18 protein-coding genes are annotated in these 21677 nt (G+C 48.3%); 8 read left to right on the top strand and 10 right to left on the bottom strand.

The genetic code is table 11. The annotated features are described in order from the left end of the window. Positions 1 to 232: 232 nt before the first annotated feature. The 8 genes from ACO6UY_RS07885 to ACO6UY_RS07850 form a co-directional block, all read right to left on the bottom strand. Positions 233 to 3475 carry a type I restriction endonuclease subunit R gene (locus ACO6UY_RS07885; protein WP_422489554.1) on the bottom strand — a complete coding sequence of 1081 codons (3243 nt, stop codon included), beginning with the start codon at positions 3473 to 3475 and terminating at the stop codon, positions 233 to 235. A gap of 3 nt (positions 3476 to 3478) precedes the next feature. Beyond that, entirely contained in the window at positions 3479 to 4525 is a 1047-nt protein-coding gene (locus tag ACO6UY_RS07880) for a PDDEXK nuclease domain-containing protein (protein WP_422446981.1), read from the bottom strand. Continuing rightward, positions 4509 to 5840, bottom strand: coding sequence for a restriction endonuclease subunit S (locus tag ACO6UY_RS07875; RefSeq protein WP_422489552.1), 1332 nt, complete (start codon positions 5838 to 5840; stop codon positions 4509 to 4511). The genes ACO6UY_RS07880 and ACO6UY_RS07875 overlap by 17 nt, the downstream gene beginning before the upstream one ends. Next, the gene (locus ACO6UY_RS07870) at positions 5840 to 8077 is read right to left on the bottom strand and encodes a type I restriction-modification system subunit M (protein WP_422489550.1); all 2238 of its coding nucleotides are present in this window, start codon (positions 8075 to 8077) and stop codon (positions 5840 to 5842) included. The genes ACO6UY_RS07875 and ACO6UY_RS07870 overlap by 1 nt, the downstream gene beginning before the upstream one ends. 288 nt (positions 8078 to 8365) lie before the next feature. Beyond that, positions 8366 to 9286 (bottom strand): nucleotidyl transferase AbiEii/AbiGii toxin family protein, encoded by a 921-nt coding sequence (locus ACO6UY_RS07865; RefSeq protein ID WP_422446989.1) that lies wholly within the window; start codon positions 9284 to 9286, stop codon positions 8366 to 8368. Then, a complete protein-coding gene (gene abiEi / locus ACO6UY_RS07860) occupies positions 9270 to 9812 on the bottom strand; it encodes a type IV toxin-antitoxin system AbiEi family antitoxin (protein ID WP_422446991.1) in 543 nt (180 codons plus the stop codon). Before abiEi ends, ACO6UY_RS07865 begins: the two co-directional genes overlap by 17 nt. Positions 9813 to 9956: 144 nt before the next feature. After that, positions 9957 to 11051 (bottom strand): hypothetical protein, encoded by a 1095-nt coding sequence (locus ACO6UY_RS07855; RefSeq protein ID WP_422446993.1) that lies wholly within the window; start codon positions 11049 to 11051, stop codon positions 9957 to 9959. A 24-nt stretch (positions 11052 to 11075) separates the two neighbouring features. Then, a complete protein-coding gene (locus tag ACO6UY_RS07850) occupies positions 11076 to 11333 on the bottom strand; it encodes a hypothetical protein (RefSeq protein WP_422489549.1) in 258 nt (85 codons plus the stop codon). A 455-nt stretch (positions 11334 to 11788) separates the two neighbouring features. Here ACO6UY_RS07850 and ACO6UY_RS07845 point away from each other — a divergent pair, with 455 nt between their 5' ends. After that, positions 11789 to 13156 (top strand): tyrosine-type recombinase/integrase, encoded by a 1368-nt coding sequence (locus tag ACO6UY_RS07845; protein WP_422461531.1) that lies wholly within the window; start codon positions 11789 to 11791, stop codon positions 13154 to 13156. 459 nt (positions 13157 to 13615) lie between these two features. Here ACO6UY_RS07845 and ACO6UY_RS07840 read toward each other — a convergent pair whose 3' ends face one another. Then, positions 13616 to 14236, bottom strand: coding sequence for a hypothetical protein (locus tag ACO6UY_RS07840; RefSeq protein ID WP_422461533.1), 621 nt, complete (start codon positions 14234 to 14236; stop codon positions 13616 to 13618). A gap of 45 nt (positions 14237 to 14281) precedes the next feature. Beyond that, positions 14282 to 14551: a hypothetical protein gene (locus tag ACO6UY_RS07835; RefSeq protein WP_422461534.1), complete on the bottom strand. Its 270-nt coding sequence runs from the start codon at positions 14549 to 14551 to the stop codon at positions 14282 to 14284. Between the two features lie 243 nt (positions 14552 to 14794). On the opposite strand from ACO6UY_RS07835, the gene ACO6UY_RS07830 reads away from it, so the two are divergent. From ACO6UY_RS07830 to ACO6UY_RS07800, 7 genes are all read left to right on the top strand, one after another. Then, the gene (locus tag ACO6UY_RS07830; RefSeq protein ID WP_422447001.1) at positions 14795 to 15088 is read left to right on the top strand and encodes a hypothetical protein; all 294 of its coding nucleotides are present in this window, start codon (positions 14795 to 14797) and stop codon (positions 15086 to 15088) included. Between the two features lie 207 nt (positions 15089 to 15295). Next, on the top strand, positions 15296 to 16306 hold the full coding sequence (locus tag ACO6UY_RS07825; protein ID WP_422489548.1) for a hypothetical protein: 1011 nt from the start codon (positions 15296 to 15298) through the stop codon (positions 16304 to 16306). Continuing rightward, positions 16303 to 16635 (top strand): ATP-binding protein, encoded by a 333-nt coding sequence (locus tag ACO6UY_RS07820; RefSeq protein ID WP_422464167.1) that lies wholly within the window; start codon positions 16303 to 16305, stop codon positions 16633 to 16635. The genes ACO6UY_RS07825 and ACO6UY_RS07820 overlap by 4 nt, the downstream gene beginning before the upstream one ends. After that, positions 16581 to 16715, top strand: a complete 135-nt coding sequence (locus tag ACO6UY_RS07815; protein WP_422466708.1) for an ATP-binding protein — start codon at positions 16581 to 16583, stop codon at positions 16713 to 16715. The genes ACO6UY_RS07820 and ACO6UY_RS07815 overlap by 55 nt, the downstream gene beginning before the upstream one ends. Before the next feature lie 603 nt (positions 16716 to 17318). Next, positions 17319 to 19454: a type I secretion system permease/ATPase gene (locus ACO6UY_RS07810; protein ID WP_422489546.1), complete on the top strand. Its 2136-nt coding sequence runs from the start codon at positions 17319 to 17321 to the stop codon at positions 19452 to 19454. Then, entirely contained in the window at positions 19455 to 20855 is a 1401-nt protein-coding gene (locus ACO6UY_RS07805; protein ID WP_422489545.1) for an HlyD family type I secretion periplasmic adaptor subunit, read from the top strand. It begins immediately after the preceding gene. Continuing rightward, complete coding sequence (locus ACO6UY_RS07800) at positions 20845 to 21633, top strand: hypothetical protein (RefSeq protein ID WP_422447013.1); 789 nt, start codon at positions 20845 to 20847, stop codon at positions 21631 to 21633. Before ACO6UY_RS07805 ends, ACO6UY_RS07800 begins: the two co-directional genes overlap by 11 nt. Positions 21634 to 21677: the final 44 nt, after the last annotated feature.

Genomic DNA, 21677 nt, shown 5'->3' with positions numbered 1-21677 from the left:
GATCACGTGGTCGTCCATTCTTTGGAGTATCATAGCCAGGGTCAGGAAACAGTGGTTCAAGGATTGCACACTCGTTATCAGTCAGGTCGGAAGGGTAAGTAGCTAACCATATGAAATCAGATACCGTAGTTATAGACGACTTTAGATTTTTATCCTGGGTTAATGATCAGTAACTTTTACAACAGGCTCTGAGTTGTTGAAACTCATCAAAAAGGAAAACTGAAGGAGCATATCACCCCTTCAACATATCAAACACCACCCGTGCAAACCCTCTGGCCAGCTCCGGGTTGGACAGGTACTGCAACATCATCTCCTGGTGAGCTTCGTTGCTGTCCATCACCGCATCATCAATGGCCTTCGGGAAATCCCCCAGCAAGGCCTGTTCAGCGGTGTTATTGGCAATCTGTTTCATCACCGTGTCGTTTTCCGCCAGCTTGTCCCGAACGGTATAGGCATAATTGATCAGGTCCGCATCCGACAGGTTGTCGGTAATAAACAGCTCATTCAATCGGGTAAGAATCTGCGACAGAAACTCCTCTTTCTTATCCTTGGGTTTGGCAGTACCCATATCGCTGCCCGGTTCCAGTTTGTACTCGGGACTGTCTTCCTTAAGCTGAATGTCCTGCTGCCGGATTTTGGCAAGACGATAGTGGCTCATCACCACGTTATCAAGGTCAATATCATCTTCGTCCAGAACCTGTTCCCGGAGCAGCGGCCGCAGGTAGCGGGCAAACAGGCTGAGCTGTTCCAGTTCAATATCATCGTAATCGACAATCTGGGACATAAACTCGTAGTAACGGGTATAGCTGCCCAGATCTTTCTTGAAAATCTCCAGCCGGTCTTTTTCCTGCTTGCACTCCTTCAGGCTGTTTTCCCCGTTGGCGATCAGCACCGCATCGCCGGACTTTTTCATCCGGTCCAGCATATCCCTGGCCTGCTCATAAGCCGCCACCGCAGAGCTGTAACGCTTCTGCCACCGTTCCACCGCAGGCTTACAGATATTACTGACAGCAGCATTGCTTTTCTTTCGGGTCAGGAAGGCTTCGCAGAACCGCTCCACTTCATTCCAGGTAAAAATGCCACTGGCCCGCAGCTTTTCATGCAGCTCAAAGATTTTGTCCGGGTCAGACACATCTGCCAGTTCTGCTGTCTGGTAGTAAGGCTGGAAGGCAGCCAGAATATCGTCCGGCTCATTAACAAAGTCCAGCACAAAGGTGCCGCTCTCCGCCTTGCCGGGATAAGTGCGATTAAGGCGGGAAAGGGTTTGCACACACTCCACACCACCCAACGGTTTATCCACATACATGGCGCAAAGCTTGGGCTGGTCAAAACCGGTCTGGAACTTATTGGCCACCAGCATAATCTGGTAATCGTCGGTATCGAACGCCTTACGCATATCCCGTCCTTTGAGGCCGGGGTTCATATTTTTTTCCGTAAATTTCTCATCAAGAATGGCGGCACTGTCCGGATCATTCTGGTCGAACTGCACCTCACCGGAAAAGGCTACCATCACGGCAATGGAACTCTTGTGTTCAGCCAGGTACTTCTCAAAGGCCAGCTTATAGCGTACCGCTTCCTTGCGGGAGCTGGTCACCACCATCGCCTTGGCCTGACCACCCAGCAGTCCCATAACATGTACCTGAAAGTGCTGGACGATCACCTTCACCTTCTGGCTGATATTGTGCTCATGGAGGCGTACCCAGCGCCCCACCTTCACCTTGGCACGTTTGCTGTCCACTTCCTCATCGGTAGCGGCAATCTTCTGGGCCAGCTTGTAGGCAACTTTGTAATTGGTGTAGTTCTTCAGCACATCCAGGATAAAGCCTTCTTCAATGGCCTGTCGCATGGAGTACACATGGAATGCCTGGGGCAGGTTCTTCTTTGAAGGTGGTTCATCCGGATTAGCCAGCCGACCAAAAGTTTCCAGCGTCTTCGCCTTTGGCGTAGCTGTAAAAGCAAAATAACTGAGATTGCCGCTCTTCCGTCGTGCGGCAACAGATGCATTCAACTTGTCTTCTGCCGATAGCTCTGCTTCTTTTGCTTCACCATCCACCATCAACACTTTTTTCAACTTCCTGGCAGTATCGCCCGTCTGGGAAGAGTGCGCCTCATCGGCAATAATGGCATAACGACGTTTCTGCAGATTGGTACTGCTCTCAATAGCTGCCAGTACAAACGGAAAGGTCTGTATGGTCACGATAATAATCGGCTGGGCATTTTCCAGGGCACTGGCCAGCTTCTCTGATTTGGAGCCCTGCCCTTCTTTACTGTTAATACGCCCCACCACCCCATCGGCGTGTTCAAACTGGTAAATGGTATCCTGAAGCTGATCGTCCAGCACCGTCCGGTCAGTAATCACGATCACAGAATGGAACTGTTTATCGCCATCGTCTTTATAAAGGGTGGATAACTGATGAGCGGTCCAGGCAATAGAGTTGGACTTGCCGGAACCGGCACTGTGCTGCACCAGGTAACGATGCCCGTTAACTTCGGTACGGGCAGCGCCAATCAGTTTACGCACCACATCCCACTGGTGATACCGAGGGAAAATCAGCGTCTCCTTTTTGGTTTTGCGGCCTTCCCAGTCTTCGGTCTCCTTAATCTCAAGGTGAGCGTAACGGGCAAGAATATTCAGCAGGTTATCCGGCAGCAGCACCTCATTCCACAGGTAATCGGTGGCATAGCGGTTCTCATCGTCGGGAATATCATTACCAGCGCCGCCTTCTTTTGTCCCCTTATTAAACGGCAGGAAGAAGGTATCAGCACCGGCCAACCGGGTTGCCATATAAACCTGATACTGGCTGACAGCAAAATGCACCAGCGCACCCCGCTTGAAGGTGAGCAGCGGTTCCGGCTTACCGGTTTCCGGGTCTTTGGGCAGGCGAGTTGTTTTATACTGCCGAATGGCGTTATCCACCGACTGCTTGAACTCGGATTTCAGCTCCAGCGTCGCTACCGGCAGACCATTGATAAACAGCACCAGATCAATGCGCCACGACCTGGCCTTTTTACCGGTTTCGGCAAGGTGCTCATCGGTAGCATGGGGCGAATACACCAGCTCCGGCACAAGGCGACAACGGTTCTCTTTATAACGGGCCAGCGTATCCGGATTCAGATCATGCTCCGGCATAAACTGGCACAGGCGAAACCGGGCATTGCGAATCTTCAGGCCGTGGCGCAACACCCCAAGGGTGCCGTAGCTGCGCAGCTCTTTATCAATGGCATTGGGGTCAGCCTTGTTAAGCTGGGTCACCAGGTGGCTGATAAAGTGCTGTTCCGAATCCGAGGGGAATACCTTACAGAACTTCTCCCACTCCTTCGCCTGAGTCTGTTTGACAAAACCAAGCACATCGCTGGTGTACAGCGCCGTTTCCCGGTGGTACTGGTCGCCGGAACCCAGCAGCCACCCATTGGCCTGCATCTGGGCGATTATTTCGTTCTGGAAAACGGCCTCAACGGTGGCGTCCCTGCTCATACACTACTCACTTTTGTTCTCAATACGCTGGCGGGCATTGTGAATGGCCTGCTGGAAGCGTTCTTCCAGCACCGCTTTGGGCGGCAGGCTGGTCAGGTAATCCGCCACATGGATGCCGCTTTTATCCAGCTCCAGCAGTTCAACCTCCTGATCATTTTTACCAGAACAAAGAATAATACCCAGGGGGGAGGCCTCATCGGGCTGGCGGTCATATTTATCCAGCCAGCGCAGGTAAAGCTCCATCTGTCCTTTATGTTCTGCCTTGAAGTTACCTACCTTAAGGTCAATGGCAACCAACCGCTTAAGTTTGCGATTGTAGAACAACAGATCAATATAAAAATCATCACCTCCGATCTGAATACGATGCTGCCGTGCGACAAAGGTGAAGCCCACGCCCAGCTCCAGCAGAAATTGTTGCATCTCCCGCAGAATGGCGTCTTCAAGATCCTTCTCCAGGTAAGCGTCATTCATTTCCAGAAAGTCGAGTACATAAGGATCTTTGAGTACCATTTCCTCATTGAGCTTGCCTTGGCTTCTGAGAATCTCCAGTTCCCTGGTAATGGTCAGCTCAGGTTTTTTGGACAGGGCTGTTCGTTCAAATAACAGTTTGTCGATACGGTCTGCCAGCGTACGGACTGACCAGCGCTCCTGTATTGCCATGGTCAGATAGAACTCTCGCTTCAGGCTATCCTCAAGGCTGATCAGTGCGGTGAAGTGGCTCCAGCTCAATTGTGCAGACAGTGTCTGCACAATCTCCAGAGAGGGAAACAACTCCGCAAACCGGATCATTTGAAACAGATTACGGCGAGACCAGCCGCGACCAAACGCCTGAGTCAGTCGTTTGGACAAGCCGGCAACCACCTCCTGGCCATAATTCGCACGTTCACCTTTGAGCACCTCGCTATTGATGCGCCCCCCCACCTGCCAGTAAAGCAGGGTCAGTTCGGCATTCACAGCCACCGCAGCCCGCTGGCGGGCGGACTGGATCAGGCCTTTGATTTCGCTGAACAGGGTGTCTGGGTGCTCCGGCGGTTCAGGCGGTTTGCTCATGGGGGGCCTCGGGGTGTTTTTGTTGTGGGTGGGCAGTGGGTGTCCAGTCACGGACATCGATCTTTCCGGTAACTGTGGCGGAGATCAAGGCTGCGCGGCGTTCTTGGAGGTATTTAGAAAAAATATGCTGCTCATCAATAAGAGCATCAATTACTTGAACTTGTTCTTCTAAATATTGAACGATTGCAGACACTTCATTCTTAGGCGGTGCAAAAATAGGTAGGTTACTAATATTTTCTTGTGTCATCGTTGGCATGTAACTACCTGTATTGTAATTGAAGATACAGGCCTGAAGAGCGTCGGTTCCTAAGAAGTACGACAAATATCTTGAATCAATCTTTGCACGCTTTAGAAGTACCATCTGAGGGTTGATAGTCATCGGAGTATCAGCTTTTGGTATCACCGCCACTTTACCGAAAGACCAGCTTGTTTTAGCTAACAGGATATCACCATCTTCTACCATGATTTCGGGTGATTCGTAGTACTTTTCCCAACTTAAGAAAGCTTGTTTTTCTAGAGAAAATCCCCTGCCATTTATGTTAGATGGGCCTAGAACGACAGCCCCTTCTCCTTCATCCACTATATCTTCTGCGTTATAACCTCGAAATCCAATGCGTCCTGCGATTTCGACCGTATTTTTCAAGCGGCATACGCTCCAGTGCTCCGGCACTTCACCCAGCCACTCCACACCGGAGTCTTTCATCGGTGCATCAGGGTTAAGGCCTTTGGTCACGGCATGGCTGATCACCGCCTGACGCTTCTCTTGCAGCAGCCGGATCAGGGTTTTCTGCTCCTCGATCAGGGTGTCGATTTTGGCGGTTTCGTGATCGAGGAAGTTGGCGATCTGACTCCGTTCAACTTCTTCGGGCGGCACACCAAAAGCGTAATTACCCAAGTGTTCTTGGGTCATACTCGGTAAAGCAGTATTGGTTGAATAACGGTCAAACTGAATTGTAAGCGCCAGATAATGCAGGTATTTAGCAGGTACATCACTGTTGATCTTTGTATAGTACATTGTATCAACAGTCCAAAATGGCTCTTTTATATAGAGAGGCTTATCTATAGTCCCCTTTCTTCCAAGCAGCACAGATTCTTTGTCGTAAAGAAACTCAGTAGCAAAAGTAAACTGCCCACCAGAGCCAAGTACAGGGTATCCACTGACTGCTTCAACCGCTTTATAGTCCTGACCATTTTGAATTTGTGCCATATGCTTGAGACGTTTAACTTCCCAATGAAGCGGAACTAATCCCAACCACTCAACCCCAGAGTCCTTATACTCCGCATAAGTCTTGTATTTGCCGCCAACATCAGCCATCAGGAATGCACCTCCGCCAGCAGCTTCATAATCCGCCCACTGACCGCATCCAGATCGGCATCAATGGCTTCCAGGGCTCGGGGTGGCTGGTACACATAGAAGTGGCGGTTAAAGGGAATCTCATAGCCGACAATACCGATCTCACCGTCCTGCTCATCCCGCTTGCTGGCATTGATCCAGGCATCCGGTACATGGGGCATCACTTCCCGCTGAAAGTAGGTTTCGATCAGCGTTGAGGTGGTCACCGATGGATCAAGGGGGATATTTTCGTTATCCCGCAGGTCGCCATCGGTTTCAAACTCGACGACGTTGCCTCGGTATTCAAAGGCACCGTAGAGGGGCTGCGACTCTTCTTTTAATACCTTTTTGACAACGGGCTCGGCCTCCGGGTTCTTATGGGTAATGGCATCCAGAAGCTGCTTCTTCTCTTTGGCATCCAGCTTGATCGCCCGCTTTTTAATCACTGCCTTCAATAATTCATCAAAGCGATTGAAATCATCGCTGTTCTCAATACCAACCTCAGACTGAAGCTGTTGCGCCTTTTCCATCAGCTTGCGCTGGAACAACCACAGTTTGGTATCCAGTACTTCTTTAACCTGTTTCTCTTTCAGCTCGGTGAAGTCTTTTTTGATTTTGTTGCGGATGGCTTCTTCCTGGTCTGCCAGTGTCGAGTAGCAGGCATCGCCAAACTGTTCGAATAGCCAGCGCATTACATTGTTAAACGGTTTGGGCGCATAACGCAGGCTGGCAACGGCTTCAGCAGTAATCCGGGCAGAAAGGCGCAGGGGGCGTTCTACCGTTATGCGACGATAACCGAACTGGTATGTCTCAAATAGTTTACTCATTGCTATGCCATTGGAGTCAGTAGCTTCCGCCTCAAATTTGCCAAAGCAGCGAGTCACCATGGCACGGTCTTCCGGGTTCATCATATTGCGCTTGGAACCCAGGGACTTGCGCATCTTGCCAAACAGCTTCGCACCATTGATAAGCTGGACCTTGCCCTTACGCTCCGCCGATTTTTTGTTGGATAGCACCCAGATATAGGTCGCAATGCCAGTGTTGTAGAACATATCGGTAGGCAGGGCGACAATGGCTTCCAGCAGATCGGCTTCCAGAATATAGCGTCGAATCTCACTTTCACCACTGCCCGCGCCGCCGGTAAACAACGGCGAACCGTTCAGGATAATACCAATACGGCTGGGGTTTTGATTATCGGGCGTTATAGCCCGAAATTTGCTGATCAGGTGCATCAGGAACAACAGGGAACCATCGGATACCCGTGGCAGACCCGGGCCAAAGCGACCATCAAAGCCTTTCACGTCATGTTCTGTTTTGACCGTACTTTCGATCTTCTTCCAGTCCACTCCGAACGGTGGATTGGAGAGCATATAATCAAACTGCTGACTGGCAAGCTGGTCACTGGACAGGGTGTTGCCCAGCTTGATACGGCTGACATCCTGCCCCTTGATCAGCATATCGGCTTTACAGATGGCGTAAGACTCCGGGTTCAGCTCCTGACCAAAGGCGCGCATCACCGCATTGGCGTTATGTTCATGCACATATTCCATACCGGAAGAAAGAAAGCCACCAGTACCGGCAGTGGGATCGTAAATGGTGCGGATAATGCCTTCTTTTGTTAAGGCATCGTCATCTTCCATAAACACCAGGGAGGTGGTGAGCTGGACAATATCCCGTGGGGTAAAGTGCTCCCCGGCGGTTTCGTTAGAGCTTTCGGCAAATTTGCGGATCAGCTCCTCAAACACCAGGCCCATATCGTGATTGGAAATGGCATCCGGGCTCAGGTCGATGCTGCCGAACTTCTGCACCACCTTATACAACAGGTTGGCCTCCTGCAGGCCGCCAACAAATTCATCGAACTTGAAATGTTCAAAGATCTCCCTGGCATCCCGTGAGAAGGCAAGCACATAGCTTTCCAGATTGTCTTTAATACCGATCTGTCCAAGTTTGGAGAGATCCATCGGTGATGTATTAAAGAAGGACAACCCGGCCGCCCGCAACAACAGCTTCTCCCGTCCCTCTTCCGGCAGGTTCATCACCGTCACTTTTTCATACTGGGCCAGCACCGCTTCTTTGGTAGGCTCCAGCACACACTCCAGACGCCGGAGCAAAGTAAACGGCAAAATGATGCGACCGTACTGGGACTGTTTAAAATCTCCCCGCAGCAGGTCGGCAACGGACCAGATAAAGGCGGCAAGATTGTTATGGGTGTTGGACATAATGGGTACTTGGCATCAGGGACAATAATGCCGGGGAACAAATAAGCAGACAGGCTCGCTGTCATATAGACGAAGGCAGAGCATCAGACCCGGCTATGGGAAATTGGTTACCGGGGGAGTGTACCGTTAATTAACTATCGGATGTAGTCGAGATGGTAAATATGCTGGGACTAAACAATCATAATCCAGTAACCGACTTGGTATTCAGACGGAGGACATAGCCAAAATGTTCCTCTCTTTGCTTATCTTTAAAACCCAGTAGATCACCCACAGCACATTCGAGCATCATCACATTCTGAACTCAGGAAGCTCACCTTCGCCATAAAGCTCTCCCTTTAAGCGGCTAAACAGTTTTTGTAACGTCCCTGACAAGTAGCTTTCAAATTTCCCCTTACCCAGAGTGCGTTCATAAACATCGGCAGGTATAAATCGCCGCATTTCAGTTTTAAGCCCACCGCCGGTCACTATTTCAGGGATATTCCGAATCAGCTGATCCAGCCGCTGCTCAAAGTCATCAAGCCGGTAGTCGTTCACTTTCTTCTTCACCAGCTCAACATTCACTTCAGCACCCTGTTGCTGAAGCCAGGGCAGGTCCCAAATATCACGGTAACGAATGTATTTTTGTGTTGCAGGCAAAGCGATCAGTTTGTCTGCCAGCACTTCGTCAAGGGTTTCAGTAAAAACCAGAGTGTCTCCATAACCATCGGGAAGAAACGGGTAATTCACTCGTAGCGGCAATGCTTCTTTGGTATATGCCGGAACATTAGCGACTTCAATCTTGATTTTTTGCCGGGGAATATCTTTACGCTTCGGAGAGATTATTACTGAGATTTGCCATTTATCAATATTCATTTGTGCATAACAAGGCTCTTTTCTAAGCGTCGCCGGCTCTTTAACCAATACCTCCAATCCATATCTGGCCCCAATATAGTCCTCAATACAGGTCTTTATATTGGCAAGAGAGGCTGACGAAAAATCCACCCCTCCAACAAAATCCAGATCCTCACTGAACCGGTTACCTCCATGACACAGACGAAGCGACGTACCGCCCTGAAACACCAACTGATCCAACAGGCCTTCCCGGTCAAGACAGAACAGAATGTCATAGTGAAGCAGCTCTTTCTCAACGACTGGCCGCATTAGTGCGAGATGATTATTTTGCATAATCCTCTCAACCAGCTGTGAAAAATCTTCAGTGGTCATTTTCATAACTCTGTGACTCCTTCACCAAATGACTATTCCTCCCCACACGCCTCAAATCACGCATAGCCGCCTCAGGCGTAGCAATTTTTAACGGTCTGTCACGATCAACGACACTGTCCAGAATATCGGCGACTGAACGGCGGGTATGGGTAAATTCAAGAACCCCAAAAGGGGTTTTATACTCTCCCTTCCGGCCTGTGGTCATAATGGTCAGCCGATCAACAGGGATTTGGGAAATAACGCCATACTCTGATAGCGCTGATTCCAAACTGATGTAGTTGTACTCCCCCCTTCGCAAGGCTATGGCAATGCGCTCCAGCATATCTGCATTTTTGTTGCTTGAGAGGGTGAACGTATAAATCCCTTTCATCATCCGACGAAGAATATCATTCTTCACCAACCGAACCAGTCCGGCCTGAAAGGCTCGCGGGGAGTCTTCACTAAAGATTTTGCCCAAATCCCTGGCGGTAAAAACCGAATGTCCCATCCGGTCAAAAGCCGATAGCCGGTGGATTGCAGTGGCCTGATCCATCGTTACCACTCCTTCATGTAAACGTTTTAATCACTTAAATGGTGTATTTCTGTCTACATAATAGCAAAATACACAGCATATAAACGCGAACAACATTAAATAGTGGTATTTATGTCTACTTATTGGCCAGTTGATTAAGGTCAGTTACCGGTACCTTAATCCCTGCCAGTGGCTGGTTTTCTTGGCGTAGCGTTGTTTCAGCTCGGCCAGCCTCTGGTCATAGGCTGTTTGTCTGTTCAGCATTTTGGCCATCAGCTGAAGATCGCCAAGCTTTGTTGACAGCTCGGAATACACGGTAGATGAGCCTCTTTGCTCAAACAGTTCTTCCACCCGACGCCAATAGGCCTCTTCATTGGCAGCAACGCTTTCGGCCTTTTGCTGCTGTTGCAGCTGCTTTTGCATCATGGCCTTTTCATCAGCCTTTTTCCGCAGCTCCCGGGCAGAAGCCAGCAGATGGCCAACCGTGACTGAACTGCTGCGCGGTATTTCCTGAGTTTGATCCACCAGGGCGGCAAACTGTTCTCTTCGTGCAGTACCGGTTTCATCTAACAGTAACGCTTTCAGCTGGGCTCTGGCCGTCGCTTCCGGGAGTTGCATGACATATTGATCAATTAACACTTCAGGCTCAACACTGGCATAATCCGGTTTGACCCTGGCCGACGCAACAACCCGTTGGGCATCCAGTTTCAGGAAATCGCACAACGCACTCTGGCTGGCAGAAAGGTCATCAAGGCCCAGAGGGATGGCGGGGGACAGCGCATCCGGTTCCAGCTCATCCAATTGAGACAACCAGGCCAGATACAGTGAACGATAGTCACCGTGCATCAGCTCACTGCGAATGTTCAGCAGGCTGCCCATCCAGCCATCGCCTTCATCCCACTCATCGTCGTAGCCGTCTTCATCTTCATAGACAAATTCAATAATCCAGTGCGCGCCAGACGATTTGTAAGTGCAGATATCCCCCTGGAGGTAACGCAGCAGTGTCGATTCATCAATAAGATGACGAGGCACCTTAATCGCAAAAATTTTGCAACCAAAATTGGAAACATAAACATAAGCATCGAAGAACCTGCTCAGTAACTGCCTTGGGTCGGCTTTTAAATCACCGTAGTTATAGGTGTTACAGAACCGGGTAGACGATATCTGTGCCCGGCTGGAAATCCCCCGAAGATACCCCATCTCCTCTTTCGACAACTGCCGGTCAACGGCCACCAACTCGTAATACTGGTATTCACTCATAACTGTTATGCCTTCTGCACCTTTCTACAGCTTACGTACCTCGTCAAGGCTGACCACATTATCTGGCAAAGCCAATGAACTCTCCAGCCCAATAACAGTAGCTGCTGCTGCAGGAAATGGATTCGGAAAATTCTCATCCGGCGTTTGTGGATATGCCCATTCAGACAAACCTCTGGCAAACCGGAACAGCCAGTCATCCACCATCCGCGACATGGGAATAAACGACTCCATTCGTTTTGCACCGGGAAACGCCCTGGCCTTTTTGTGAACACAATTGAACATGGATGGCAAGAACAATCCATTGATAATCATCAGACAAACAAGCAAGCAAGCCGGTATAGACGACGCTGGAAAGGGTTTGACACAAGACACAAATAAAAGAGAGTAACTTGATGAGAGGTGTAGGCTATACGTAGATTGGAAATCATGAAAGGCAAATGTATGAGCGCTTACTCATGCACGCAGATACCTCTATTATGATTATGGCGCACCCGAGAGGATTCGAACCTCTGACCTCTGCCTCCGGAGTGATCATTCACCCCATCATCCCAGCCATTGCCTTACAACTTAAAACAAGCCATTATATAGATAACTCATTGATATATATAAAGTTATCACCCACCCACATATTGTACCATGTTGCATGGAATTGTATATCGCTGTCTGAGTTTTACTGGAAATATACTGGAAAAAAATCACTTCCGGCGCTCATTCAAATAATAAAGAGGTAAACGGACATGCCTAAGACCACCAATGAGAAAATTTCATTCACCAACACTTCAGTTGATGACCTGAAACCCAGAGACAAATCATATCGGGTATGGGAGCAAAAACAGCAAGGTCTCTATGTCCTTGTCAGCCCGAAAGGCACCAAAACATATTATCTCAGCTACACAGTGCCGGGTTGCAACCAGAGAAAGGATTTTAAGTTGGGTCGTCATGGAGCTATCACCCCATCTGATGCCAAAAGAATGGCGAAGGCATCCCTAGGAGAGGTAGCCAAAGGTATTGATATTCAGGCTTCCAGAAATGATTCACGTCGCCAGGCAGAGCTGGAAAAAAGCAGCACTCTTGGTGCATTCATCGAGCAGCGTTATAGGCTTTGGGCTCTTACCCACAAAAAACAAGGTGAGGAGGATCTCAAGCGAGCAGAGAGGCATTTCGGAAAGTGGTTCGACCTTCCACTATCAGAAATATCAGTTCGGCGCCTGACACTCTTTCAGACAGAACAGCTCAAGAAGGGCCGGAAAGCATCGGGTATCAACCGGGACGTAAACTGCATAAGAGGAATATTGAGTAAAGCCGTAGATTTTGAATTGCTGGAAGGGACCCCATTACGCAAGCTCAAGAACCTTCCCGTTGATAAGAATAAGCGCGTTAGATACCTCTCCATAGACGAAGAACAGCGTTTGCGTATTGCTCTGGACAACTACGATGATGAGCAGAGGAACAAACGAGTCCGCTATAACCAGTGGCTTTTGGAACGGCGTCGTCCAAATATTCCAGAATTGGCTAGTACTTTTGCATGCCATGTAAAGCCGGTTGTCCTGATCGCTCTGAATACCGGTCTTCGCATTACCGAGGTGCTTGAGCTGAACTGGAACCAGGTCAATATAAATCAGCGCCTACTGACAGTGATAGGAGATAGAGCCAAAAACGGCCAAACCCGTCATATTCATCTGACCGATGAAGCCCATTACGCCTTTCGGGAGTGGCGTAAACAAAATATGGAAACCAAGGTCATTTTTCCTAATAAAAAAACGGGCAAGCCCATGAAGGATATTAAATCCTCCTGGACGAAGATCAGAAAAGAAGCAGGCTTATATAAACCAAAAGAAGAGGATTTACACTTCCGCTTTCATGATCTTCGACACTCATTTGCCAGCAACATGGTAATGGCGGGAGTTGACCTGAACCATGTCAGGGATGCGATGGGTCATCAGTCTATTGATATGACACTCAAATATGCTCACCTGGCCCCTCAATCCAGGCAGTCTGCTATTGCTGTACTGAATGATTATATGAAGGCTTCCAGACAGGCTATGGATGAAGGTGTATCTGAGATCAGTAATGAGCCAGAACAGGAGAAATCTGAAATAGCCTGACCTTCCCATTATAAACTTGGAAAATGCCATTCATTATTAGGTGTGCTCAGATTTGAGTACACCCCCCCTTTTTTTCTATCCTGTAACCTAAGAAAAATCAGGGGTAGCTATCAGATGACTACAAAAGTATAAGATGCGTCCAAACTTGGACACATCGGAATTTTCAGTAACTGTCCATGTAAAAAGATTAACCTTTCTGAAATCAATTCACTCATGACAGTGCTCACATTTGGGCACTGCAAACTTTCCAGTTCCTTAAATTGAGGATTTGAAAATTAATAGTATTTACCCAGCCTTCCCCAAGTTTGAGGAGACCCATCTCACAATATTTCATCAATGACTATCAGCAAGTTTGCTGACACCCCACCAGCAATAGCTATTAGTGGCACTGTCCAAACTGACCACCTCTGCTGTTCAAATGTGACCCACCCTGCTGTTTTTGTGTGACCACCCCGCTGTTCATAGTCCAGTGTATTTTTTGAAATCATCCATCCTGCTCTTCAGCTTCAGGATCAGTGGATGGCTATTCGTACGGTTCGGATCGTCGTCGAATAATACGGACTCAAGCTTTTCGGCTTCTGTCAGGAATACTGACCACAAAAAAGCCTTTTCATCAGCAGCGTTTTTTGTCAACCCGATTTTTCTGGCTTGGGCCAACCATTCTCCATAAAGTTTCAAACTGCCAGAGAAAACAAGCTCACAGTGAGCGAAAAAACCATTAATCAGCTGGCGTTGATGGTCATTATGATCATTAAACTCAAAATAGAATGGATCATAAACCGACGTTGTAAACAGGTGCTGCAGTTGTTCAGATATTGTCGTGTAAAGTTCTTCTGCAACAGCAGATAATGGCGTTAGTAAGCTCTGTCTGAGAAACAGTTTGGTTACTGTCATCTGGCAGCCATGTGCCCGTCGACAAGTATTTTTCTGCTCAGCCCACCCCTCTTCAATAGCCAATGCCAGAAAACAGGTCAGCGAATCAAGCGTGTAAGGCACTTCAAGTTTATTAACAGTTTTGGCCCTTAATGTCTGTCTTCTGACAGCGCTATTTTCATCACTGAAGAGTTTGCCCCTGTACATTGAGGGCAGCTGTAACAGGATATGGTTTAAAAAATCCTGATCAATCTACTGTTGATCAATGAGTTCCCAAAAGCAATGACAGAGAATGCCTTTCGCCCCCTTTGTTTTACTGCATGATTCTACTTGGTTTACCAACTTTTCCTGAGAGGCAGGCTGCCCGTTTTCTTTTCTGTTCCAGAACCTTGAAGAATGGTTCAGCCAGCCGGGTTTCTTCTCTGCCAAAACAGAGTCTTCCAGCAAGCACTTCTTAATCTGGTAAGCGGTTTTTACCCCAAGGCGTTCTTTTATCCAGGCAACCCAGTATCGCGTGGTCAAGGATCGTGTTCTCCGCGACAAACGTTTGTAATCAGTAAAGGAATACATAAGAAAAAAATTGCGCATTGGATGTGCGAAAATTGCGCTGTGCCCGGCAGGGCCTTGGTATATCAGCACTTATCTTTTTCAATGCAAAAAAAGTCGTGCCTTTTTTCTAAAAATAAGCCGCTACGCAAGAATTGTAAAAGCGCTTATTCTTACTAAATGACCACTTATCACTGATATAGATGTGTGGAGGTTAGCTTGAGTACTGGACAGCCTGAGGCGAGGGTGACCGCGTTATCGGCCAAACTGGAAAGTGACCTGCTGACGCTTTATCGCTCACCCGTATTGAGCGGGGAGCAACTTCGTCAGGCAATGGGGTATCGGACCATGGGCGCATTGCGCCAGGCCATCAATCAGCACCATTTTCCTGTGAGGCTGTTTACTATGGCCAAGCGGCGGGGGCGATTTGTCCTGGTCGCTGATGTTGCCCGGTGGCTGGCAAAACAGAGTATTGAAAACTCGTTCAACACGACTGAAGAGGATGAGCAATAAGTAACTGAGAAAGCTTGTTATTCCATTTCAAGGCACTGAAAGCAAAAAGCCAGAGTTGTCGGGACTCTGGCTTTTCACGGGAGGATGAGATAAGACTCAGTCCCCTCATTTAAGCTTTCCAGCTCAACCCTGTCAAATGTCTACATTGATTGGCTGGGTTGAGTTTGCCTTGTTTTCCCATGTTCTTGATGAAAACAAGGAGGATGCATGAAGTCATCTACCTTGCGTGAGCTTTTGCGCTTGCTGCTGTCAACCCATTTTTCAAATCGCCATATTGCTCAATTGACGCAGTTATCAAAAACAACCGTTCGACGATACCGGTCGCGAATCAATAAAAGTGAGTGCTGTTGGGGAGAAGTGAAACAGCTGGATGACCCTGCTTTGTTCCGGTTGGTCAGCTCTTCCTCTGGGCTTAAACCGGACAAGCGGGCTCCAGACTGGTCGCACATTCATAAGTTATTGCAGGACAAGCATCAGTGTCGTCTGCAGATATGGGAGGAATACCGTCGTATCAACCCTGACGATGCGTACTGTTATAGCCAGTTCAATAAATATTACCGGGATTACCGAAAAACTATTGATTTATGCATGCGACAACATTACGAGCCGGGTGATGTCTGTTTTGTTGATTATGCAGGTAAACGTTTGTCGTTTGTTGATTCTGCAACAGGCCAGACACAAAAGGTGGAACTGTTCGTGGGAGTGCTTGGCTACTCACAGTTAATCTTCTGTGTGGAAGTGAAGGTAGGTCATCAAAAGGTTGAAATATTCCATCAGCACCATCGGGTGGCAATCCACCCCCGAAGTCATAGAGAAGAGGGTGCAACCACCTATCCGGAGCACCGTCCTACCCAGCATCAGGCATACGCAAACCAGACCCGGGATTACTTTATCAACTGGGCCAAAGAACAGAGTGCTGATGTGCTGGCAGTTGTGACAGCGCAGTTTGAGAACCTGCCTGAACATTCCTTAAAAGGCGTACGAGCTTGTAGCAAGCTGCAAAAATTGTGTCGGCACTATGGAGTCCAGCGATTCATGAATGCCTGCACCTGTGTGACCGAAATTCAGTCTCTCACTGTATCCAGCGTGCACTCAATTCTGCAATGCCACCTTGATGGACAGCAGATTACGGAAACCTCCACACAACACAAGCTTCCTGCCCACTCCAATGTCCGGGGTGCTTCTTACTATGCGGATCATGAAGGTCATTTGAAATGAGCACGCAACAACTGATAGAGCAAATCAGAGAGCTTCGGCTACCGGGCTTTGAGCAAGCATTGCCCCGTATGTTTGAAACACCCGACCAGATGAAACTGCCTTTTGAAGATCGTCTCAGCCTGTTACTTGAAGCTGAAACGCTGGATCGTAAGCAGCGCAAACAGCAACGACTCAGGAAGGCGGCAAAAATCAAGCAGGCCAGCGCCTACGTGGAAGATATTGATTATGCGGCCAGTCGGGGGATTGATCGGGGTGCATTAGAAACACTGTGTCGATGCGACTGGATAACCAGAAATCAGTTTTTATTGATGCCATTATGGATCGTCTGATTCACCGTTCACACCGTCTGGAACTGTCAGGGGAGTCAATGCGTAAGAAGCAAAGTCTCAGTTCGGTAAAACAGGAATAATATTCAGTAAACCGCAGGCGTGAACAATCAAAAAGGGAACCACAGACCAGTTCTTAAATAATCTATGGTTCCCGTATCTGCAAACTGATGAATACGCCGGATACGGTGCTGTGGCTGAAAAAAAAGACCTTTGGTACTCAGGCAGTGCCATTTTTTACAGCCTGATCGAAAGTGCAAAGGCTAATGGACTGGAACTCTACGATTATCTCTGTCGTGAATTGTAACGAGTACCCGGCTGTAATTCTGTGGATGCTTTGGAAGTCTTGTTGCTATAGCAATTATGTGAACAGAGTCAAAAAATATATTGACTTTATTTATAGCTGTTGACACCGATTTACACTGCTGTTTGAATGTGTTTCATTCAATAAGAACAACTCAATAGTGAAAGGGATACATGGAATGACCCGAGGAATGATGGCCTACGTTCGTGGCCGTACTGCTTATATCCAGTCTTTCGCTGGTACCTGGAAAGAATCGCCTGTTATCAGTAGATGTCGCAAGCTGAAAAGCTTTCCTTCTCCAAGCCTCTTCTAACTGAAAGTTCGTGTTCTGCATCAGGCACGATGTCCATTCATAAAAATAAGTATCTGGACAGTCGTAGTAGTGAGTCAATTCAATTCCATAGATAGTGGCATACATTGCCTGGTGATGCTGGCCAAATTTCATGGCGTAGCGGCAGAGGCTGAGCAGTTGCATTACCAGTTTGGTCGTGGCGATGCAGCGCTTGACGATATAGCCATGCTCAGGGCGGCTAAATCCCTGAAGTTGAAGGCCAGAAAAATCAAAGTGGCAGTGGATCAGCTGACTGATCTGCCGTTGCCTGCGATTGCACGACAGGTGGATGGTCACTACTTCATCATTGCCCGGGTACATGAAGGGAAGGCGCTGATTCAAAGTCCGCTGAAGCAATCCCCCGAGGCAGTATCGTTGGATGTGTTGGAAACGATGCTCTCTGGCGATGTTCTGTTATTCACGAAACGCTCTTTATTGCCGGGCAGTTTTGCCAAGTTTGATTTCAGCTGGTTTATTCCCCCTTTGCTGAAGCATAAAAAACTGCTGTCGGAAGTATTGCTGGCTTCCTTCTTTATTCAATTGTTTGCACTGATCACCCCACTGTTCTTTCAGGTGATTATCGACAAGGTGCTGGTTAACCAGGCATTAACGACGTTAGACGTATTGGCATTTGGCCTGTTGGTACTCTCATTTTTTGATATTGTCCTAAATGGCCTCAGGAATTATGTATTCAGTCACACCACAAACAGAGTCGATGTGGTGCTTGGCTCAAGGCTGTTCAACCATTTACTTCGCTTACCCATTGCATTCTTTCAAGCTCGTCGAGTAGGCGACACGGTGGCCCGGGTTCGGGAGCTGGACACCATTCGGGAGTTTATTACCGGCTCTGCCCTGACGTTGTGTATCGACCTGTTATTCACCGTCGTCTTTTTTGTGGTGATGTATTTTTACAGCCCAACGCTGACCTGGATTGTGTTGGGTTCCATTCCTTTTTATATCCTGCTCTCTTTGATCGTTACCCCGATTCTCCGTGCCCGACTGAATGAGAAGTTCAAGCGTGGCGCAGAAAATCAATCCTTCCTGGTGGAATCGGTCACTGGCATGGAAACCATCAAAAGCTCAGCGGTGGAGCCCCAGATGCAGCGGCACTGGGAAGATCAGTTAGCGGCTTATGTGTCTGCCTCCTTCAGGGCTATGAACCTTGGCAATATTGCCAGCCAGTTTGCCGGGTTAATCAATAAAGTCGTCACGGTGCTGACGTTATGGGTCGGTGCCACATTGGTCATCAACGGAGAGATGTCCGTGGGTATGCTGATCCCCTTTAATATGATTGCCGGTCGGGTGAGTGCGCCGATCCTGAAGCTGGTGCAGCTCTGGCAGGATTTCCAGCAGGCCGGTATTTCGGTGCAACGATTGGGCGATGTACTGAATACCCCCACGGAACCGGGGCACGATCCAAACCGAACCACATTACCTACATTGAAAGGTCAGGTACGTTTTGAACACGTGACCTTCCGTTATCAGCCCGATCGGCCTGCTGTACTCAATGGCGTATCGCTCACGGTCAACCCCGGGCAAGTGATCGGTATTGTAGGGCGTTCTGGCTCAGGCAAAAGTACGCTGACAAAACTGGTGCAGCGATTGTATGTACCTGAATCTGGTCGTCTATTGGTGGACGGTGTTGACCTGGCACTGGTGGAACCCGCCTGGTTACGTCGTCAAGTGGGCGTGGTGCTGCAGGAAAACTTTCTGTTCAACCGCTCAGTGCGGGACAACATTGCCCTGGCTGATCCCGTTGCTTCCATCGAACGGGTGATGGCGGCGGCACAACTCTCCGGCGCGCATGATTTTATTCTGGAATTGCCCGAAGGTTACGACACCAATGTGGGCGAGCAGGGCAGTTCACTGTCTGGTGGTCAGAAACAGCGCATTGCCATTGCCCGTGCTTTGCTCACCAATCCGAAAATCCTGATTTTTGATGAAGCCACCAGTGCCCTGGATTACGAATCGGAACACATCATCCAGCAGAACATGAAAAAGATCAGCCAGGGTCGCACGGTCTTTATTATTGCCCATCGTCTTTCCACGGTGCGGGATGCCAACCGCATTATCGTGATGGATAAAGGGCGTATTGTTGAAGAAGGCAGTCACGATCAGTTGGTTAAACAAGGCGGCCATTACGCAAAGCTCAATGCTCATCAGCACGGTTTACGGGAGGCAGTCTAGATGAAGGCACTGTTCTCAAAAGCCACCAAAGCACTGTTGAGTCGAACTGAGCGGCCTGAAGCACTGGACAACACTCGACGTCAGTTTATGCCAGCGGCTTTGGAAGTGGAAGATACCCCCGCCAGCCCGGCAAGCCGCATGATTGTTAAGGTCATTATTGCACTGTTTGTGATCGCCATACTCTGGGCCTGCTTTGGCAAAATCGATATTGTGGCCACCGCCCAGGGCAAAATTATCCCCGGCGAACGGGTGAAAACCATTCAGCCCATTGTGATTGGGGAGGTGCAGGCCATTCATGTGCACGAAGGCGATGAAGTAAAAGCCGACGATGCGTTAATCACTCTGGTCGGCACCGTCACTGAAGCCGAAAGTGTTCGGTTGCAGCAGGAGATTACAGCCTTGAGCCTGCAGCTCGCCAGACAGCAGGCGTTTGTGACTTATCTTGATCAACACTCCTCCGACCTCGTTCCCACGGTCCCCGTGGGAATGCATACCCCCTCTGCTACAGAGGTAAAAACTTTCGAACAACAATTATTACTCCAACAAATCGAAGATTACAAAACCTCGGCAAACACCCTGATCAGCCAGAAAAAAAGCAAACGCGCCGAACAACAAACCATTGTCGCTCAAGTAAACAAACTCAAACGGGTACTGCCCATTATTGAAGAGCGTACCCAATCGTTGAAAGCCCTTTACGACAAAAGTTACGGCTCCAAGGTGCAATACCTGGAGTTGGAACAGCAACGCATCGAGCTGGAAGAAGATATCAAGGCGCAAACCGCCGCTGTCAACCAACTGGGTGCAGAGGCAGAAGCGTTGCAACATCAACTGGCCAGCCTTCACGCCCAGACACGTCGGGAAAGCCTCGATCAACAGGAACAACTGCGCCGCCAGCTGGATACTCTGGAACAGGAGCGAATCAAAGCAGAAGAGCTGCACGACCAGCAAAAGATCACCTCACCCATAGACGGCACAGTACAACAACTGCAAGTGCATACCATTGGTGGAGTTGTACAACCGGCACAGGCACTGATGCAGATCGTCCCCGCCGAAGCGAAGATGGAAGTAGAAGCCTGGATACTGAACAAAGACATCGGTTTTGTTCACGAAGGTCAAAGCGCTGAAGTGAAAATCGACACCTTTAACTTCACCAAATACGGCCTGATTGATGGTACGTTAACCACCGTCTCTAACGATGCCGTGCCCGATGAACAGCTGGGGCTGAGATACCTGGCCAATGTACAAATCGAAAAAGACTGGATGCAGGTAGAAAACCGTAAGGTGAATCTGGCTCCGGGAATGAGCGTGGCGGTAGAGATCAAAACCGGACAAATACGACTGATTGAGTATTTTCTGAGTCCGTTGTTGAGGTTTAAGCAGGAGAGTATTCGTGAACGATAGTTTTAGATTAGGGATTTTCTGGGAAGTAATTGTTACGACAATTGTTTTTTTGGTTATCTTTTTATTCATCAAAGGAATAGGTTTTGGCGCTATCTTTATGTCTGCATATATCGCTATATGTTGTGCAGTTTTTTATATCCTTTGTACCCCAGGACTGCTAACACACCCAAAAATCTCCTTTATGAAAAGTTGGTCAAGTGTTGCCTTTATTTCACTTTTACCACTGCTTTACTATCTGTTTATTATTCTTTTTCGGTTGTTTTTTTATGATGGATACCGAGAGTATATTTCCTTTTTATCTCCTGCCGAATCGGTTGCCAGCACTCTTATACCTGCAATGACTATTACTGAAGAAGCTCTGGTAAAAAATGGGCTTTATGATCGAGTAGAAGAAGCACGGCATAATTTTTCATTTGCAGTCTTTTGCAATTTTCTTAGTTTTTATTGGGTTCTTTCCTATTTCCCGCGCTGGATTGAAAGTGAAATAGACTTTATTAAAGAGCACGGTATTTCTCAGTCAGACACTCTTGAATTCTCATGGGTTTCAAAATTAGGAGTAATTTTAATATGTGTGGTTGCCATGTACACCTACTTTATGAATTGGGCAACCGATAGCTCATGCTCTGTTAAATGTTATGGTATTGATAATTCAGATCTTGGATTCCTCTTTTTATATTACCTAGGAAGCATACTAGGCTGTACTCTCGGCGGATCTTATAAAGTCATTTACATTTCTAGGTTTATGAAACAGCAAAATGGAAAGCTATATAGTGAGTAAAATTTTTTATCTCGTTCCCACGCTCTTCGGGGGGATGCATAAGG

This window comes from Endozoicomonas sp. ALE010, from assembly GCF_049310165.1.
In the GTDB taxonomy this organism is placed as follows: Bacteria; Pseudomonadota; Gammaproteobacteria; order Pseudomonadales; family Endozoicomonadaceae; genus Endozoicomonas.
The sequence above is the reverse complement of the archived record's forward strand: the minus strand, read 5'-3'. Positions and strand labels throughout refer to the sequence as shown.

Bases quoted from the DNA above. Each gene is read 5' to 3' on its own strand.
- ACO6UY_RS07850 (WP_422489549.1), bottom strand. From the start codon at position 11,333: ATGTTCAATTGTGTTCACAAAAAGGCCAGGGCGTTTCCCGGTGCAAAA.
- ACO6UY_RS07865 (WP_422446989.1), bottom strand. From the start codon at position 9,286: ATGAAAATGACCACTGAAGATTTTTCACAGCTGGTTGAGAGGATTATG.
- ACO6UY_RS07875 (WP_422489552.1), bottom strand. From the start codon at position 5,840: ATGGCTGATGTTGGCGGCAAATACAAGACTTATGCGGAGTATAAGGAC.
- ACO6UY_RS07870 (WP_422489550.1), bottom strand. From the start codon at position 8,077: ATGTCCAACACCCATAACAATCTTGCCGCCTTTATCTGGTCCGTTGCC.
- ACO6UY_RS07885 (WP_422489554.1), bottom strand. From the start codon at position 3,475: ATGAGCAGGGACGCCACCGTTGAGGCCGTTTTCCAGAACGAAATAATC.
- ACO6UY_RS07805 (WP_422489545.1), top strand. From the start codon at position 19,455: ATGAAGGCACTGTTCTCAAAAGCCACCAAAGCACTGTTGAGTCGAACT.
- ACO6UY_RS07855 (WP_422446993.1), bottom strand. From the start codon at position 11,051: ATGAGTGAATACCAGTATTACGAGTTGGTGGCCGTTGACCGGCAGTTG.
- abiEi (WP_422446991.1), bottom strand. From the start codon at position 9,812: ATGGATCAGGCCACTGCAATCCACCGGCTATCGGCTTTTGACCGGATG.
- ACO6UY_RS07840 (WP_422461533.1), bottom strand. From the start codon at position 14,236: ATGTACAGGGGCAAACTCTTCAGTGATGAAAATAGCGCTGTCAGAAGA.
- ACO6UY_RS07845 (WP_422461531.1), top strand. From the start codon at position 11,789: ATGCCTAAGACCACCAATGAGAAAATTTCATTCACCAACACTTCAGTT.
- ACO6UY_RS07815 (WP_422466708.1), top strand. From the start codon at position 16,581: ATGCGACTGGATAACCAGAAATCAGTTTTTATTGATGCCATTATGGAT.
- ACO6UY_RS07820 (WP_422464167.1), top strand. From the start codon at position 16,303: ATGAGCACGCAACAACTGATAGAGCAAATCAGAGAGCTTCGGCTACCG.
- ACO6UY_RS07825 (WP_422489548.1), top strand. From the start codon at position 15,296: ATGAAGTCATCTACCTTGCGTGAGCTTTTGCGCTTGCTGCTGTCAACC.
- ACO6UY_RS07880 (WP_422446981.1), bottom strand. From the start codon at position 4,525: ATGAGCAAACCGCCTGAACCGCCGGAGCACCCAGACACCCTGTTCAGC.